Raw genomic sequence first — 17,655 nt, forward strand, 5'->3', positions numbered from 1 at the left:
GTGGTGACACCTTCTCCGCCCGCTGTTTCCTCATTCCCATTGGAGCGTCCCACGCTGCGCCGGCGGCGGCGTGAAGCCCCAGTGGTGCGGCCGGTCACGCCGCTATTTTACTACGGCCGTGAGAATCGACTGGCAGGATACGTCTGCGACCAGTCGGTGTCCCCACTGTTGGAAATCGCTCGACCGCTGCTTTTGGTCGGCCCGCCGGGGGTGGGGAAAACAGCGTTAGCGTTGCACCTGGCTCAGCGGATTGGCATCGATTCGATTTGGGATCAGATGGCCGATCCCGATCCTCATGCCGACGTTCCCGTTTCCAGCCGCGCTGCGGCCATGGCGGGCGTCACCAGCAAGGTTCTGTCTTCGCGGGTGCTCTATCAGCCAGCCGTTGACTTTGCCCGTGAATTTGCTTCGTCCATTGATTCCAAAGACATGCCACGGATGCGCAAGAAGCTGGATGAAGCCTGTGTGTGGGTGATCGATGACCTGCATCTGATCGCGGACAAGGCGCCTGCTCAAGAGGAACTCGCGGCCCGGCTGGAGGCCCGTGACGCTGCTGGGCGGATCACGATCGTGACCTGTCGCCGTCTGCCTTCGGAAATTCGTGGGCTGCGTCCACCCCTGGTCAGCCGCACGTTGCCGGGGCTGACGGTGGAATTACGTCCGCCTGCAGGGGACGCCCGCAAGGCGATTTTGCGGGAACTGATGCTTGCCCACATGCCCGATGCCGAGCCGGACACGTGGGCACTGCTTGACGGCGGATTGCCGAGCGATGTGAGCGTGCGAGAACTCGAATCGGGAGTGAAACAGGTGGCGATGTGGTGCCGCATGCACACCTCGCCGGTTTGTGCTGAGGCGATTGAGTCAGCGGGCGGACGGGCCAGCGGGCAAGAATCCATTTCGATCAAGTCGATCACGTCGGCCGTGGCGCGGCAATTGGGTGTTAAGTCATCGGAGATGCGCAGTGGATCGCGTCGGCAGAACATCGTTCGCGCCAGATCCTTGGCGATGTGGTTGTCACGCCAATTGACCGACTCGAGCCTCTCCCACATTGGTGATGCATTCGGCGGTCGAGATCATTCGACGGTCTTGCATGCCATTCGTAAAATGGAGTCGTCGTTTGATGACGATGCTGATCTTCGCCGCGCCGCTGACCGCATCGTCGAGCGATTCGCGTAAGAATTGTTTCCGGCCGCCGGCTGCGAACCTAAAACGGTGCGTCCTTCTTTTCGATCGGCTGCAAAGATTGATTGAGTCGGTCGTACTTGCGACGTGCCATCTCCTGGTACCACGCTTCATCGGATGCGTCGGCACCCCCACGTGCCTGTGTTTCGTCTTGGCGGGCAGCCGTCTTCCGGGTGAGTGCCGAGAGAGATTGGGAGAGCAAGGTGAACTGATCGAGAATTTCACTCAGGTTCATGCCCGAACGGTCACTCGATCCCCTGATGAGCTTTTCGACGAGTTCCATCGACAGGACGCCTGCGGAGCGATAGTGGATTTGGGTGACGACGGGTTCGGCAGGATACATTCCCATCAGAATCATTTTATCAAAACGAATGTCTGCGGATATCGTGGGCAGCGGCGAGTTGAGCTCCGACGCCTGCAGATCGAGTCGATTCAAGGTGCGACGATCATCGCTGGTGATGAACACTTCCATTGGAATGTCCGGAACGCTGGATCGCCCACGTTGATCGATCGCTGTGTCGGTGGCCTGTTCGGGCAGATGGAAAAGCAACAATTCGGTGGCTTGCCGGTCGCTCGATCCCACCCCGGAGACGAGCTGATCGCTTTTCTCGAACGTGAACGCCATCACGAGAGTGCGACCAGGCTCTGATGGGGTGGTTGAGTCATCGGCGGCTAAATTCTTTGCCGGCGCCGAGGTCTTGCCCCCCGGCGAACTGAAGACGCCCAGGGATCGAAAACGTGCGACGGCGGATTCGATCATGGGTTCGGGCTGAATCGCCGTTCCCGGTCGCTCCAGCTCAAAGAAAGCGGCCTGGCAATCGGTACCAAAGTAATACTGCCCGGATGCGTCGCAATAAACGACGGGCTGGATCGATAGGCGATGGATCGCAAAGTAGTTATCAACCTGACCGCGGGTGACCGCAGGTAGTTTGCTGCGTCCGGCTCCCGCCATCTCCAATCCAACGGTAATCGATGGCACGCGGCCGATGGTCGAGGCCTGGCCCTGGGCAGGGCTCGTCAGGTTGGGCAGCACGGCGGCACCGGACGTCAACATCCGGCACGAGGCCGCTTTGGAGAGCGCGTATAACCGGTTGATTTGTGAATCCAGAAGCGGCAGCGTTTGAATTTGGGTGATTTCATCGCGTCCGGGCGTCGCTGCAATTTTGCCGACTCGCAGCGAGACCTCGACCGGACGGTCGGCGTCGAGGTCTCGCTCGGCTTGGTGGGAATCCGTCGCCGCGGAATCCGTCGCCGCGGATTCGCTGGCGAGCTCTCCGAGTTGCAGGGCAGTCCGTTGGGGCGACTCCCGCGGGGCGTCAGCGATGGTCGCCGAACCCGTTGGCTGAAACACCGACTCGTTAGCCAGTATGGCGATGAGTGCGCCCGTGATGACGACACATCCGATCTTCAAGAAAAGTTGGTTGATCATCGCAGCGGTTAATCGATAAGGAATTGAGGAAGAGTATTGCTGGCTCGGGACAATGGTCCCAAGCTACGAATCCTGCAAATCGCAGTTGCCCCTTCGGTTTCAGCCATCAAGCGACGACTGAAGAGCCGATTCATCAATCGGCATATCGATGCGGCAACCGTGACCATCAAATTTGACATTCGATCATACGTTGGCATTGGCTGCTCGACCATGATCGAATTTCCCCTACTGGTTTTATCCGATACAAAAAAACACCGTGGCGAGAACGCCACGGTGTTTCGAAAGTATCGGCTGTCAGGCCTGTTCGACTTAGTTGTCGACCGCTGTGAAGAGGAGCGCGTCGCCGCCGAAGTAGTTCAGGAACCCGTTGAAGAACGCTGCTCCTGGTTTCTGGTGCAGCATCACAACGTCGTCAGGCATGATGCGAATGCGTTGCTTGTTATCATTGATTGCGCGATCAAGATCGACCCGTATGTTGATCTGGCGTCCGTCGGGAAGCGTTCGCAGGATCATCACCTGAGTGGCTTCGCGAATGTATCCAGGCCGCCCACCGATCAGTGCCTTGCCGCCCAGTCCCAGGGGACCACCGGGCGATCCGGTCGCCAACGCGATGGCTTCGAGGACATCGACATCTTTGTCACGCGGCAACGGAATTCTTGCTCCTGGCAACAGGCCACCGGTGATGAAGTATTCGTCGCGACGAGGGATATAGATGGTGTCCCCTTCGTTCAGAATCACATCTTCGGGTTGGTAGGGAATGCCGTCGCAGGGGCAACCCACCAAGGGGATACGGATCACGCCTGGATTGCAGTCGCCGCCTTCACCGCCGCTGACAATACCCTGCAGCGATGCGCCGCTGAGGAACTGTGTGTTGATTCCCGCGCCGCTCCGGATGACGTACAGTTCCCTCGCTGCATCGGTACCGGGCAATCCACCGGTGGCCCCGAGAGCGTGCAACACGTCGTTTTCATAAATTGGCAGGTCGATGACTTCGCCACTGCCGCGGTGCACCTGGTCGACGACGCCTGGTGGCGTCAGGGCGACAGCCTGTGCAGGTGTATCTTGTCGGAGCACAACAATGCGGCGGACGCGTGGGATCAACAGATCCACCGTGACCCGTTCTTTGCCCTCCTGCAGCACGTTTTCGTCCAAGTACGCCTGTTTGATCTTGGCAACCGCTTGCGGCATGGTCAGGCCAGTAATATCGATGTCGCCGATCAGCGGCATGTCGATCGTCCCATTGCCCTCCACGCGAGCGGGCAGGCCCGTCAGAGGACCGACCACCGTACCACGAGGTGGATAGTAACGCTGGTTGATGGACTGTGTACGTTGTTGAACCGGGGTTTCTTCCTCATTCGCCGGGAACACCCCATACACGTACACCGACAGTGTGTCGCCAGCACCGATGATGTGTTGCTGCGGCTTGGTCTGCCCCAGTGAAGAAAAGGGCACCGGCGCCAACGCTTCTCGGGAGCATCCGAATAGATTCGGATCGAGCCGGTTGGCTGGAATCGAATTGCGGGCGGATGAGACTGAGTGAATGTGACAACCGGTGCTGGACAGCGTCGTGATCGTGACCAACGCCGTGGCAGCGATCGACGCTGTGATGTTCTGGAGTAGATTCGTGCGAATCATTGCTGAATCCCTTCGCAATACAGAATTGAATAAATGGGATGTGAGATGAATGGGGACTCGCGAATCATTCGACGAGTTTGATGACAGGTTTGGCTTCGGTATCACTCATCTGAAAGTGCTGATACGGAGCTTCTTCAATCACGATGGGTTCAGCGCCGTCGCTGGTGGAACGCTTCGATTGAGCGTCTTGAATCGGTTCGATCATGCGGATGAATCCAACTGGCTGGGCCTCGGTGGGGCGAGCCGTGGGCCGATTCCACTGTGTCGTGGCCCGATACCCTGGAATCGAGACCAGCGGCGTTTCTTCCGCTGCGGCCGCCGGTTGGGCGGCGACCTCACCAGGAGCAGACTGGGCGGATGCCAACCCGATCTGAGCAGACTGGGTGGGTGCCGGTGGAATCATCGGGAGCGTCGGGAGATCCGTGAACGTTTCAACTGCCGGTGCCGGCAACGGAATCGATTGCGTGGTAGTCTCGAACGGGGCATTCTCGACGTCATCATTGATCTCGGGAATCGTCAGCTCGATAGGAGTGTCCTGTTCCCACTGCGTATCCGAGTTCGAGCTCGAGTTCGAGCTCTCCACTTCGATGTACTCGGGCGGGGCAGCCATCGTCGCCGGTAGAGCGGGTGCGGCCTCGATCATTTCGGTCGAGGCGGTCATGCCCACGAAAGCCTCGCGGCAAGGAGCACATTGGCCGTCGCTGCAGGGTTTGTCACAGCGTGGGAACGGGCACTCATCCGTTTCGTAAATTCTCAAGTAGTGAGTGTCGGGAAACTGCGATGCCCGCGCCGCACCCGCCTGCCAGCCGCTGTAATAGTCATGACGTTTTTGGTCACGATATTTGAGAATTTCCTTCGGCTCGTAGTATCGTGCCGGAGCGACCGAAGGTGGGCAATCGCTCCCCCCCGTTGCGACTTCGTAGAAGCCGTCGATCCAGCCCTTTTTGTAGTCACGCGGATATTCTGAACATTGTGGCTTGCCGCAATGTGCGTACTCCTTGAAAGCACGCACCCTCTGCGATTTTTCGTAGTAGCAGTCGGTGAATGACGCGCAGCCCCCCAGCGTCATCAACGCTAGCAAGCCCAACGACACTCGGTGGATTTCGATCTTCATATCCGCAACTCGTCAGAGCATGAGTGAAATGGGTATTCACCTACTGTTTTCGGTTGCTCCGGTAATGCGAGTGTTGCTATTCGTAGGAATTAGGACATGTTCGAGCCGTTACGAGCAGGTCAGGCTGCCTATCTTCTCTATTTTTAACTTGCTGTGGGCAGGGCGGGTTCTTGCGATCATCCGCAGGTCGCAATGCGAGCGAGTTGCCTTAGAATCTCTGCAAGCGGAATAATCGGAGGTCTTTTGTTGCCAAGTCGTCATCAACGATACGATTTGCCTTGGACCGCTAGGCCGGTGATTATGATGAACGGTCTCATCTCTCCTCGCCCGTCCATCTTCCGCAAGAGTTAATTTCATGCTGATGAGCAACCTTGGTCGGGCTCACGCTCGACGCTCACACCGGGAGTTCGCTGCGTGAGCGGGAAATTAGCCCCAGACGATCGATCTCGTCGTCGCGAAACGATGCTCCTGACGGGAGCCACCGGGATGGTGGGTTCGTACGTGATGGCTCAGTGGCTGCGCGGTGGGCGACCGCTCGCTGTTATTGCTCGGGGCAAGGGGGCGCAGAGCGCGGCCGAACGCGTTGAGCATCTCCTCAGCCGGTTCGAGGCGGCCTGGGACCTGACGCTGCCTCGCCCGCGGGTGTTTCAAGGCGATTTGAACCAGCCCGGCCTGGGGCTGTTGTCGGTTAATGCCCAGTGGATTGCTGCAAACTGTGACCAGATTTTGCATAGCGCCGCCAGTTTGAGCTTTGCACCGGCAAGTGAATCGGCCGATAACGAGCCGTATCGGACCAATGTCGACGGCACCGGCCATGTTTTAGAGTTCTGCCGTCGGTCCAATCTCTCGACGTTTCACCATATTTCGACCGCATACGTGTGTGGCCAGCGGAGCGACACGGTGTTGGAAGCCGAGGGTGACGTCGGACAAACGTTTGCCAATGACTACGAACGCAGCAAGAGCATGGCCGAAGCCATGCTCGCTGGGGCATTGCACTCGGGCATGCTCGGCTCGCTGACGATCTATCGCCCTTCAATCGTGATTGACCGTACCGGTCTATCGCCGATTTCGGGTGACCGCACGATCTACGGTGCCTTCTCGATGTACCAAATGTTGGCGTCGCGGTTCGGCCTGCCTGATCATGGTGAGTGGTTTCGCAATCTCGGTTTCGACGGTGATGAGCAAAAAAATATTGTCGATGTCGATTGGATCGCCAACGCGATCCTGACGATCGTTGCCGACTCGCGGCATCACAACCAAACCTATCACCTGACGTCTTGTTCGGGCACGACCGTTCGCGACTTGGACGCCGCGTTTCATAGCGCGACCCGGGCTTGGCTGAGTCGCCCCACCCGCGTGAAACGCACCCAGCCGACTCGTCCTGCCAATCTGAGCGTTGACGATCGGGCCGAACTCGATCGGATGGCAGCGCCATTCGTAAACACCTTCCTCCCGTATTTTCGCGATGACCCTCAGTTCGACCGAGAACAGATTGATCGCGTGATTGCGGAAACAGACCTGCCGCCGACACCGGAGATTCGTACCGCTGAGCTGCTGGAAATGGTGCAGCATTGGTCTGCCTTCACGCCGAAAACAACCACGCCAGGAGAGCCTGTCGCTCCCACGAGTCGTTCGGACGCGAGCCCCGGTTTTGAGGTTGTTAAGGAACGAGCGGAAAAAAAGTGGCCGAGCGCTCCGCGTTCGGATTGTTCGACCGCGGAGCGTTCGACCACAATTTCAGACAGTGAGGTTCCGCTCGTTTCTAAAGCCGGGCGAACGCCTGCTGGCGAATCTCCCGCGAGCGATCCCAACGAGATCGTGATCTGCGGTTATGAAGTTCGATTGCCTGGCGGCGTGGACAACGCCCACGATTTCGCGGATCTGTTATGGGCGGGCCGTTCGGGAATCGCGTCCATGCCCGAGGATCGGTTGGATCGCTCGTTGTATTTCGATACTGAGCGGAATGTGCCCGGCAAAACCTACACGCAGCTCGGTGGTTGCGTCTCACCCACTCCGCTGAACACTGCGCGGGAGCAACGAATCAACTCGCTCGGCGATTTCGATCTGACGCATCGACAATTCGCCCAGGTCGCAATGGCCGCGTTTGAATCGACGTTTGGTGCCGAACGAATTGACAACGTGGAAGGATTGAATCCGCGACGGGCGGGGGTTCTCGTCGGGCATAGTGGAGGAACCCAGGCCGGTGGTCCACTCGCGATGAGCACTCTGGCGTCGGCGGCGTCCGAGTTGATCGAGCAAACGAATTTGCTGCATGAAGTGGATGATGCGAACGTCGATCGGCTAAAGGCGGAGCTGACCACCGCGATTCGTCAGGGCCGACCGAGTTGGCAAGGCGATGGTTCGCCCAGTTTCAACGCGTACAGCGCCGCGTCCCTGACGGCGGACCTGATCGGATTTCATGGCCGCCGGGAGGTTATCGATGCCGCCTGTTCTTCGTCGCTCCTGGCGCTGCAGCATGCGGTCTCGGCCATGGCGGCTGATCATTTGGACGTTGCCGTGGTGGGCGGTGCCACTTTCAATAATGTTGATAATCTCGCCCTGTTCTCGCAGTCGGGTGCCTGCAGTGATGACGGGTGCTACCCGTTTGATCGTCGCGCCAGCGGTCTGATCAGCAGTGAGGGATACGTTGCCGTCGTGCTGGTGCGGCGCTGCGTGGCCGAACGATTGGGGCTGCCGATCCATGCCGCCGTCGTCGGGGTCGGGGTCGCATCGGACGGCAAAGGCAAAGGCTTGTGGGCACCGCGCAGCGAAGGCCAACAACTCGCCATCGGTCGTGTCTCCAACGACCCGGCATCCCGTCTGGACGTCGATTACTTGGAGTGTCACGCGACCAGCACCCAGGTGGGTGACGCCACCGAACTGGAAACACTGACGGCCGTCTTGCGAGGCGAATCCGGTACGCAGTCTGATCGCTCGCCACTTGGCAAGCCGCAACTCCCCATCGGTAGCGTCAAGAGTAACCTCGGACACCTGCTCGAAGCGGCCGGTTTGGTCGGGATGGTGAAGTGCTTGATTGCCATGCGACGAGGTGAGCTGCCACCGTCTATCCATTTCGAACAGCCCAACGAGTTCTACGATTGGACCGATTCGCCTGTCCGCGTCGTCAATGCGATCGAGCCCTGGCCTGAACGTCCTCCTGCTCACCGGAACTCTGCTGAGGGGAAAACGTCCGGCGACCGAGTGGCCGGGGTCAACGCCTTCGGCATCGGCGGCTTGAATGCGCATCTCGTGATCAAGCAGTCAGACCGATCCGGCCAACTTGCAGGCCCCGACAGCACACCCAAACAGGCCCCCGAACCCATCGCGATTGTCGGCCGCGGGCTCGTCCTGCCGGGCGCCAGTAATCTCGCTGAGTTTGCGGATTTTCTGCAATCCAGTAAGACTTGCATTTCCGATCCGCCGCCCGGAAGGTGGCCGCAACGGTCCCGCAATCGTGGCTGGATCGGTGTCGAACACGCGGCGTCCGGTGGCGCGGACTTCGACGGGCGCATTCCGCACTGCCGGGGTGGCTACATTCACGATTTCGAGTTTGACGCGCAAGGGTACCGGATCCCACCGAAAACGGTCCGGTACGCCAATCCCGCTCAATTGATGTTGATTCAAGCGGCCGCTCAAGCAATCGATGAATTTGATGGCGGAAAGTGGTCGATCGACCGCACCCGCGTCGGGGTCGTCGTGGGGACGATCTTTGGCGGTGAGTTCAGTAACGCGCTGCAGATCGGCTTGCGGCTGCCGGAAATCCGCCAGCATCTCCTGCGAATCGCTCGTCGCGAAGGCATTTCGTCCCAGGCATCTGAAACGATCGTCGAGCAATTTTGCGCGGCCGTGATGCAACGTTATCCTGCATTGTTGGACGAAACGGGAGGCTTCACCGCCAGCACGCTGGCCTCGCGGCTCTCACGCACGTTCGATCTGATGGGTGGTGCCTGTGCGGTCGACGCCGATGAGGCATCCGGCGGGCTGGCCATTTTGACCGCCATGGAGCAACTTCGCAGCGGGCAAGTCGACACCGTTCTGTGCGGCATGACCCATCGTTCGATGGATTTGGTGGCCTTCGAACAGTTGTATCGAAGAAACCAATTGGTCCACTCCGGTCGCGCCGCAGACGTGCCCAACGACGGGTCTCGGATCTTCCCAGGCGAAGGGGTTGCCATCATGATGTTGCAGCGTCTCGCTGACGCCGTTTCGCAAAACAAGCCGATTTTTGGCGTCCTTGAGCACGCTGCGGAGAGCTGGACCGACGACGTTGCCCAGGCCCGCGCCGACGACGCACGTCAGTCAGCGAGTCATCCTGGCACGTCAGCACCACGATTAATTTCAAAGCTGGGACATCTCGGCGGTGGACAGGGAATCGTCCGCACTCTGGCCGCGACGATCGCATTTGAACAGTCCACGTCCGCACCGCCGGCCCAACGGATTTGCGAAACGGCACAGGACGGATACCAAATTCAATACCAAATTGCCAAACAGCCCACATCGACTCCCATGATCCGAGCGTCTGCCGCACTGACGTCACGCCCCCACGCGATCGCCGCGAGCGCGTCGGGAGTTTCATCGCGCACCGCCCACGCCGCGCCAGCCCAGGTGAGGACGGGTGTGACGGCGCCGGATGACGCAGTCCTGCAAATTCGCTTGCGAACGAGCGACGCGGCCAGTCTCGAGCGGGACCTGAGGTTGCTCGTCGAGAATGCCGTTTCGAATGATCCGTCCCCCGCCGCACTCGAGTCGGCAGTCGATTCGTTCCGTGATCCGGACGCGGCGATGGGCGTCAACATTGCCGGCAACGTTATCGAAGTCGCGATCATCGGCCAAGACATTCACGAGGTTGCCGCGGCCGCGAAAGCGATTCTCGATGGACCGCTGAAAGAGCGCCGGACGACGGCGCTGCCCAAACAACTCGCATGGATTCGTTGCCGAGAATCATCCGGTAATCGTGTCGGTTGGTTGTTTCCCGGGCAGGGCTCGCAGTATCCCGCCATCCCACGCTTGTTCTCATCGGACGACTCCGGTGCATCGGCGGCTGAGACCGCATGGTCATTCCTGCAAGACGTGGATGATCGACTGCAGCGACGGGGGCTGGAAACCATCGGCGATCGCTTGGCCGATCCCAAACGACAGCTTGGACGCGACGTATGGTGGACCCAGCTATGGGTATTGGCCGTCGGTTCTGCGATGACGAATTCACTCTTTCAACGCGGCCATCGTCCCGATTTCGTGCTCGGTCACAGTTTCGGTGAGTGCACCGCCGGTTGGGCTGCCGGCGTGATGGACATGGACCAGGCGATTGAGTTCGCCAAGTGCCGCAGCGACGCCGTGATCATGACCCGCCAAGTTGGAGGTGAACTGCTGTCGGTGCGAGGGGAACCCTCGGCAGTGCAAGCGGTGATTGATCGCCATCAATTGGCCGCCGTGATCTCGCATCACAATTCGCCCGTGAGCACCGTGATCGCGGGCTCCAAAAAGGATATCGCCACCGCCAAAACGCATCTTACCGACGCCGGGATGGCAGCGATCGTGATCAACGTCCCCGCCGCGTTCCACACGCCCGCGATGAAGCCGGCGCAAGATCTACTGCGCGCCCGCTTCGGGGGACAATACTTGTTACCTCCCCGCGTGGGTTTCCTCTCGGCGGTCTCCAATCGGTATCTCGCCGAGCCGACCGAGATCATGGACAACCTGATCGACCAACTCACCGAGCCGGTGTGTTTCAACGGCGCCCTGCAACGGATCGTCGCCGAAGGTTGCGGACTATTGATTGAAGTTGGCCCCGATAACGTGTTGACGCGACTGGCGCGAGCGACCGTCGATGGTCGGGCGATCTGCTTGAGCGCCGATGATCGCCGCCGTGCGTATCCGTTGCAACAGTTGCTCATCGAGATGGCCTGCGAAGCATTTCATGGAACCGGTGCTGACGAGTCACCCATACACGCCATGTCCGCGCGGTCGATCGATTCACCGTCGCGGGTGAAGCAGTACCTCCAATCATCGCCGAGCGATGTCGATGAGCAATCGACGATGTCCTTCGAGAAACGATTCGAAGTGGTCGATGTGACCCGCAATCGCCGCCGCCCCTCAGCACCTGAGCCGACGTTGCTAGCGGCGGGTGACACCCACAGCGTCCCCACGTCGCCACCCGCCGGAGCGGTGCCCCGGCAAACTGCTCCTGCGCCGCAGACCGCGAATTCCGCCCAGACCGATGCTGTGCCTGCAGCTGACCGACAAGGTGCGCGAGCGTTCTTATTTGATTTGGCCGTCGATCTGACGGGGTACGATCCGGAGATCATCGACTTCGCAGCCGACCTGGAAGCCGAGCTCGGTGTGGACAGCATCAAGAAAGCGCAATTGATCGGCGAGATCGTGCAGTGGGCCGATACCCCAATCGATGTCCAATCGATGCAGCTCGCCCAGTTCGAAACGCTCAATGACATTCTTGGGATCTTGGACAACGCTCCCGCGAATATCTCGCAACCTGAGCCGACAGCGCTGGCCGCGGGCCCACCACCGACCACCCTCTCAAATTCCACACCCGCAAAAGCGCCCACGCCAGAGCAAACCGACACCGTTTCGACTGCGAATGTCGGCCACCCCCGCAATGATTCGGACGAGTTGCTACGCCGCTTGATGATCGATTTGGTCGTCGACCAAACGGGCTACGATGAGTCGATCATTGACATGGACGCGGACATGGAGGGTGAACTCGGCATCGACAGCATCAAAAAAGCTCAATTGCTTGGCGAGTTAGCACAGCAATACCAGCTCACGTCGCTGCGAGATTCCGGTTTGACTTTGGCCGATTTTGCAACCCTCGAATCCATCCGGGCGTTCGTGTGGGAACAGATCTCCCCGGCGTTAAACAATCCCGAAATAGTGGGCTCTGCCGCATCCTCTCCAGAAAAAAAAAACGAAACGGGGCCTGCGATAGAAGAGCTTTCTGAGAAAAGCTCGGGGCCCATCCGGTCCCTCAACGGGGCAGACATATTTTTAGATGCGGCGTCTATCCCCGCGACGGGAACGCACCGGTTCGTCTTAGGCATGCGATCGGACCCACGGCTGGCGAATATGCCGACGGGGCCAACTTGGAATGGCCCTGCACTGGTGCTGGGCAATAATCCTATGTCCGGCGCGATCATCCGTCGCTGGCGAGCCGATCCGCAGTCTGCTCAGTACCCGATTGAGTTGCTTGACTCATCGATCTCACGCGACGAATTGGACGCGCGGCTGGACGAACTGTGGGCCGATGGCGTCTCGCCGCACTTGTTCATCACGACACCGCACGACGACGACGCGGTGTGGCCGACTACCGATGCGGTGGCGTGGCAGTCTCGGCGTGAGGCCGCGCTGAGCAATCCGTTCCGCCTCTGCCAACGTTGGATGCAAGGTTTGATTGATGCCGGCCGCATGTCAAGCAGTACCCTCACCACGCTCGTGCGATCGGGAGGCGACTTCCATTTCGATGGTCGCGGGCTCGTCTCGTCCGAATCCGGTGGTTTGTCGGGCTTGACCAAAGCGATGTTGATCGAGGCCTGGATGCGCGGCTACCGCAACACTCCCATGCTGATCATCGACGCTCTCCCCGCTGCCACCGCAGCCGATGTCGCCGACGGGATCTGGCGTGAACTCGCCGTGCCGTCCTACGACGAAGAAGTCGCCGTCTCCGGCGAGCAACGCTTCGCGACCGCCGCCCGCTACAGTCCCCTCTCAGTTCCCTCCCACTCCCTTTCTTCCTCTCCGATCACGCCCGGCGGCAATTGGATCGTCGCCGGTGGTGGACGCGGCATCACTGCGATGACCGCGATGGAGTTGGCATCGCGTCATGACTTAAAACTGCATTTGTTGGGTACCGCGCCGGTACCCCAAATTGATGAGTCCACCCGTCGGCAGGCCGCCGACGATCGGCTCGCACTACGGCGTCAAGTCATGAACCAAACCCAAACCCAGGGCGGCAATCCCGTTACGACGTGGCAGAAACTAGAGAAAGCGATCGAGATCGATCAAACCTTGCAAGCCTGCCGGGAGCGGTCCATCGACGCGGTTTACCACAGCGTGGACGTCTCGGATGTCGATGCTGTGAACCAACTGTTGGAACAAATTCGACACACCAAGGGACCGATCCGTGGTGTGATCCAAGGTGCCGGTGCCGGCCAAGACGCCCGCTTTGATCGCAAACGCCCCGACAAGGTCGAGAAGTGTTTCCGTGCTAAAATCGATGGTTGTATCGCCTTGGCCAACGCCACCCGCCATGATCCGCTGGAGTGGTTCATCGGTTTCGGCAGCATCAGCGGTCGCTTTGGCGCGAACGGGCACACCGATTATTCCGCTGCCAACGACATGCTCGCCAAATTGATCGGCAACCTGCAACATCAGCGTCCCAAGACTCGCTGTGTCACGTTTCACTGGCACGCCTGGGGCGATATCGGCATGGCGACGAAACCCGAAGCGAAGCTGGCGCTCGACATGATCGGCATGGAGTTCATGCCCGCCCGCGAAGGTTTGCAACACTTCATCAACGAAATTGAGTTTGGCGGCGATGCGACGGAAGTTTTGATTACCGATCGGCGCTACATACGGAAATTCTTCCCGGCTGGCGAATGTGGCGTAGGCCTCCTGCCTGTGAGTACTGGAAACCCGAAGGATGCTGAAAACACAGGCACGATGCCCATGCCACTACCGATGCTCGACCCCGAGTCCCATCTCGCATCGCCACTCGAGCGGTCGTCACAGGTCTCCTATCCCGTAACGCTCGACCCTGTCCACGACCGATTCCTCAGTGAACATTTGGTAAACGGTCGGCCGACGCTGCCGTTCGTGATGGCGATTGAAATGCTTGCCGAGGCAGGTCACGCAGCAACCGGCGACCCCGTGATCGCATTGCACGATGTCCAAGCCCACAGCCCACTGAAATGTCTAACGTCGGATCCCTTCCACGTGGAGATCGTGTCATGGAGGGACCATTCTGATGCACCGGAGGAGTCTGCTCCAACACAGCACCGTTGGTCGTTGGTCAGCGATCTGCGACGTCGCGACGGGCGTCTCGTCGAAGCGGCGCGGCCGCACTTCAGTGCCACGATCGAGACGGCTGGGATTGTCGACCGACGGTTCCGCCCGTTGAAACACCAGGCGGAAGGCGATCTCAGGGGGACGCGGTCGGCTGGCTACGATGCCAACCTGGACGTCCCGATGGAACCCGTTAACTACCAACCGATCGATGCTCCGGTCTATCACGGACCGCAACTCCAGTGTCTGCAGCAGATCGGTTTCAGTTCGAGTGGAAGGACTGCCGAAGGGTTGATTGTCGCTCCCAGTGCCGCGCACCTGGCGGGTGAGAATCGACCGCTGCGAGGTTGGGCGATCTCGCCTGCATCCATGGATGCAGTGCTCTATGCCGCGGGGACGTTGGCGTACCGCATTGCAGGACGATCGAGCCTGCCGATCTCGTTTGACAAAATCGAAATGGGCCGCTTGCCCATCCCCGGCGAACCGCTACGAGTGGTTGTGACCTACGAGCGTGAAGAAGAGACGGGTGCGATCCTGGGTGCGAGCCTGACTGGATTGAATGGAGATAGCATTTTGGAACTGGTCGGCTACAGAATTGGGTGGTTGGGATAGCATGATGAATCAAGATTTGATGGGCAAACGCGCCCTCGTTACGGGAGCGAGCCGTGGCATTGGACGAGAGATCGCTTTGGAATTGGCCGCCCGAGGGGCCAGTGTCGCGGTGAATTTCCTCAATTCGCAGGAACAAGCTGTTGGCGTCGCGCGCCAGATCGCTGACACGATCGCGCCCGACGCGGATGTGATGTTGGTGAAAGCGGATGTCTCTCGGCGCGGGGATATCCAATCGATGGTCGAGGAAATTCAATCGCGTTTCGGCGGACTCGACATCATTGTCAGCAACGCGGCGGCGGGCGGGTTTCGAGCCCTCTCAGAATTGACACCCGTCAATTTCGAAGCCGTCCTGCGAACCAACGCAGCACCCGTTATCTGGTTAACCCAGGCGGCGGCTAAGCTGCTCGCCGGCGGCTCGGGTAACGGTAAAGTCGTCGCAGTCAGCAGCCATGGGTCACGCTGGTCCGTTCCGCACTACGGCGCCATCGGGGCGTCCAAAGCCGCACTGGAAAGTTTGATCCGCCACCTCGCTCTCGAACTCGGCGACCAAGGTATCAATTTCAACTGTGTGCTCCCGGGAATCATCGCCACCGACGCCATCGCCAGCATGCCGGACGCCGAGAGTTTAGTGAAAGCCGCCCACCAACGGATGATGCTCGGCGAGCGAGAACTGACCCAACAAGACGTCGCCAAGGTCGTCGCGTTCTTATGCAGCCCCGACAGTGATCTGATCCAAGCCCAAACGATCGTTGTCGATGGCGGCGTCAGTGTTCGTGTGTGAAGAAATTGAGAATGCCAGCTGTTTTGAAACCACTCAGTATGTGGCATTTTCCATTTTTCCGTACTTCTGACGGTATCCCGTATCTCGCGGGGCAGTCGACTCTCTCTGTTTTTGACAGTCCTTTCTAAACGATTCTCATCCAATGGCACTGTCTCCCCCTCTCCTTCCCACCACCGTGATGGAGCGCTATCTCGCTCGCCCGGGGCATCGCAGTGGGATGGTGTTCAGTATCACGCTGGTGCTCGAGGGTGCGATGGAGGTGGAGACGCTTCGGCGGGCCTGGTTTGAAACGGTGCATCAGCATCCTCGCATGTACGCGAGGCTCGTCGGGTGCGGCCGACACCAGGAGTGGGAAATGCAACCGCACGCCATGGATGCCTCGTTCGTTTATCGCGGGCTGGCCGCCGATGCCTCACCTGATGTTGATGACGCGGAATCGGTGTGCCCGCGATTGGGCGTCGGCATGAAATGTGTGATCCAGTCATCGGACCAACATCGATGGTCGATCCGTTTGTTGTTCCATCATGCGTGCTGTGACGGTGTGGGCGCGATCCGTATGATCGGACAATTTGCCAAAACCTACACCACTGCCAACCCGCCGCTCCACCCGTCGGAAGTTGTTGACCCCACGCCAACTCACGCGAAGAGCCCGCCGGAAACGCAATCGACGGTGGCCCCGTCGGCTCAATTGCCCGACTTCCAAAACCTATGGACGACCATCCGCGGCACCAATGTTCGGTTATCCCAGCAGGACGTTATCGGCAACGCCGCTGACTCTCCAGATACCGACGCGACGATCGCCTCGTTCCAAAACTCGTTCCGGCTGATGTTCTCTCGTGTTCAAAGTGATGAAATCCGCGACGCCCTGCGGTCTCGAAAAATCACGCTGAACGACTGGGCCGTTGCCGTCACGCTACATACTTTGGCGAACGTCACCCGCTCGGCCGCTTCGCGACGCAACCACGTGATGATCATGAATCCGGTCGAAATGCGGACGTGGGCACAGCGTTACGACACCAGCAATCACATTGGTATCGCCTTCGTACGCCGCAGGCATGGTCAACTGGACGATATTCAACAAACGTTGGATTCGGTTAGCGAGCAGATGCGGAGTGTTCGCCAACATGGAACGGCCAACGAGCTGGCCGGTGGTATCGCATTCGCCGAACGCGTCCCTGGATGCCTCGGACTATTCGAACGTTGGGGCACGTTCACGCCCACGGCGTCCCTGACTAGCGTCGCCGGGCTAAGATTGGGAAAACGGTTTGGGGTTCATCGCCAAAACGACAGCATCTGGATCGCTGACGCCGAGCTGACGGACGTCTTTTTCGAGGCACCTATCCAGAGCGGGGGTCAAGTGTCCACCACGATTTGGGAATTCGAGGGTCAAATCGCCGTCTCGCATCGGACACGCCCTGGCCTCCTGAATGCCGACCAGAACCGCCACCTGCTCACTCTGTGGGCGAGCATCGCACTCGAAGCGTGCGGCTAGCTGGGCTGCGCCACCTCTGCAACGGAGAAACCGCCGAGTCACCCCCTTCTTTGCCGACCCTTCCCCCTTCGCAGCGCGTGAAGAAAACCGACGTAGCTACGCTCGCCAGAGCGTGGGGGCCCATCGTCTGGCGACGGTATCTACGCTCGCCCATCGGCTAATTCCATACAAAAACTTCTGCACAGGTGCGTATTGCGATTTTCCACCGTCTGGCGACGGTATCTACCAAGAACTTGTTCAAGGCGCTGCCCGGTGGGGACGCCGTCATCGTCTCATCCCCGCCTTCATCCAAAATTCGCCAATAATTAAAATGCACTCTTTTCGGAATGCATTTTCGCGTGGAATTCGTGAAAACTCACGTCATTTTCAACTGCTGTTCGGTTCATCGAGCCGAT

Annotated in this window: 7 protein-coding genes; 4 read left to right on the forward strand and 3 right to left on the reverse strand. The window is 59.4% G+C overall.

What is annotated here, in order from left to right:
* Nucleotides 1–1,176, forward strand: a complete 1,176-nt coding sequence (locus tag SH410x_RS00005; protein ID WP_473673508.1) for a helix-turn-helix domain-containing protein — start codon at nucleotides 1–3, stop codon at nucleotides 1,174–1,176.
* Between the two features lie 28 nt (nucleotides 1,177–1,204).
* Here SH410x_RS00005 and SH410x_RS00010 read toward each other — a convergent pair whose 3' ends face one another.
* The 3 genes from SH410x_RS00010 to SH410x_RS00020 form a co-directional block, all read right to left on the reverse strand.
* Nucleotides 1,205–2,611, reverse strand: coding sequence for a hypothetical protein (locus SH410x_RS00010; protein ID WP_473673510.1), 1,407 nt, complete (start codon nucleotides 2,609–2,611; stop codon nucleotides 1,205–1,207).
* A 309-nt stretch (nucleotides 2,612–2,920) separates the two neighbouring features.
* Complete coding sequence (locus SH410x_RS00015) at nucleotides 2,921–4,246, reverse strand: polysaccharide biosynthesis/export family protein (RefSeq protein ID WP_473673512.1); 1,326 nt, start codon at nucleotides 4,244–4,246, stop codon at nucleotides 2,921–2,923.
* A gap of 64 nt (nucleotides 4,247–4,310) precedes the next feature.
* On the reverse strand, nucleotides 4,311–5,360 hold the full coding sequence (locus SH410x_RS00020; RefSeq protein ID WP_473673514.1) for a hypothetical protein: 1,050 nt from the start codon (nucleotides 5,358–5,360) through the stop codon (nucleotides 4,311–4,313).
* 414 nt (nucleotides 5,361–5,774) lie between these two features.
* Between SH410x_RS00020 and SH410x_RS00025 the strand changes: the two genes are divergently transcribed.
* The 3 genes from SH410x_RS00025 to SH410x_RS00035 all read left to right on the forward strand — a co-directional run bounded on the left by SH410x_RS00025 (nucleotide 5,775) and on the right by SH410x_RS00035 (nucleotide 17,260).
* On the forward strand, nucleotides 5,775–14,987 hold the full coding sequence (locus tag SH410x_RS00025; RefSeq protein WP_473673515.1) for an SDR family NAD(P)-dependent oxidoreductase: 9,213 nt from the start codon (nucleotides 5,775–5,777) through the stop codon (nucleotides 14,985–14,987).
* Between the two features lie 4 nt (nucleotides 14,988–14,991).
* Nucleotides 14,992–15,768 carry an SDR family oxidoreductase gene (locus tag SH410x_RS00030; RefSeq protein ID WP_473673517.1) on the forward strand — a complete coding sequence of 259 codons (777 nt, stop codon included), beginning with the start codon at nucleotides 14,992–14,994 and terminating at the stop codon, nucleotides 15,766–15,768.
* Nucleotides 15,769–15,910: 142 nt separating this feature from the next.
* Nucleotides 15,911–17,260 (forward strand): WS/DGAT/MGAT family O-acyltransferase, encoded by a 1,350-nt coding sequence (locus SH410x_RS00035; RefSeq protein WP_473673519.1) that lies wholly within the window; start codon nucleotides 15,911–15,913, stop codon nucleotides 17,258–17,260.
* Nucleotides 17,261–17,655: the final 395 nt, after the last annotated feature.

Source organism: Rhodopirellula sp. SH410 (assembly GCF_055811895.1).

Bases quoted from the DNA above. Each gene is read 5' to 3' on its own strand.
- SH410x_RS00010 (WP_473673510.1), bottom strand. From the start codon at position 2,611: ATGATCAACCAACTTTTCTTGAAGATCGGATGTGTCGTCATCACGGGC.
- SH410x_RS00015 (WP_473673512.1), bottom strand. From the start codon at position 4,246: ATGATTCGCACGAATCTACTCCAGAACATCACAGCGTCGATCGCTGCC.
- SH410x_RS00030 (WP_473673517.1), top strand. From the start codon at position 14,992: ATGAATCAAGATTTGATGGGCAAACGCGCCCTCGTTACGGGAGCGAGC.
- SH410x_RS00020 (WP_473673514.1), bottom strand. From the start codon at position 5,360: ATGAAGATCGAAATCCACCGAGTGTCGTTGGGCTTGCTAGCGTTGATG.
- SH410x_RS00035 (WP_473673519.1), top strand. From the start codon at position 15,911: ATGGCACTGTCTCCCCCTCTCCTTCCCACCACCGTGATGGAGCGCTAT.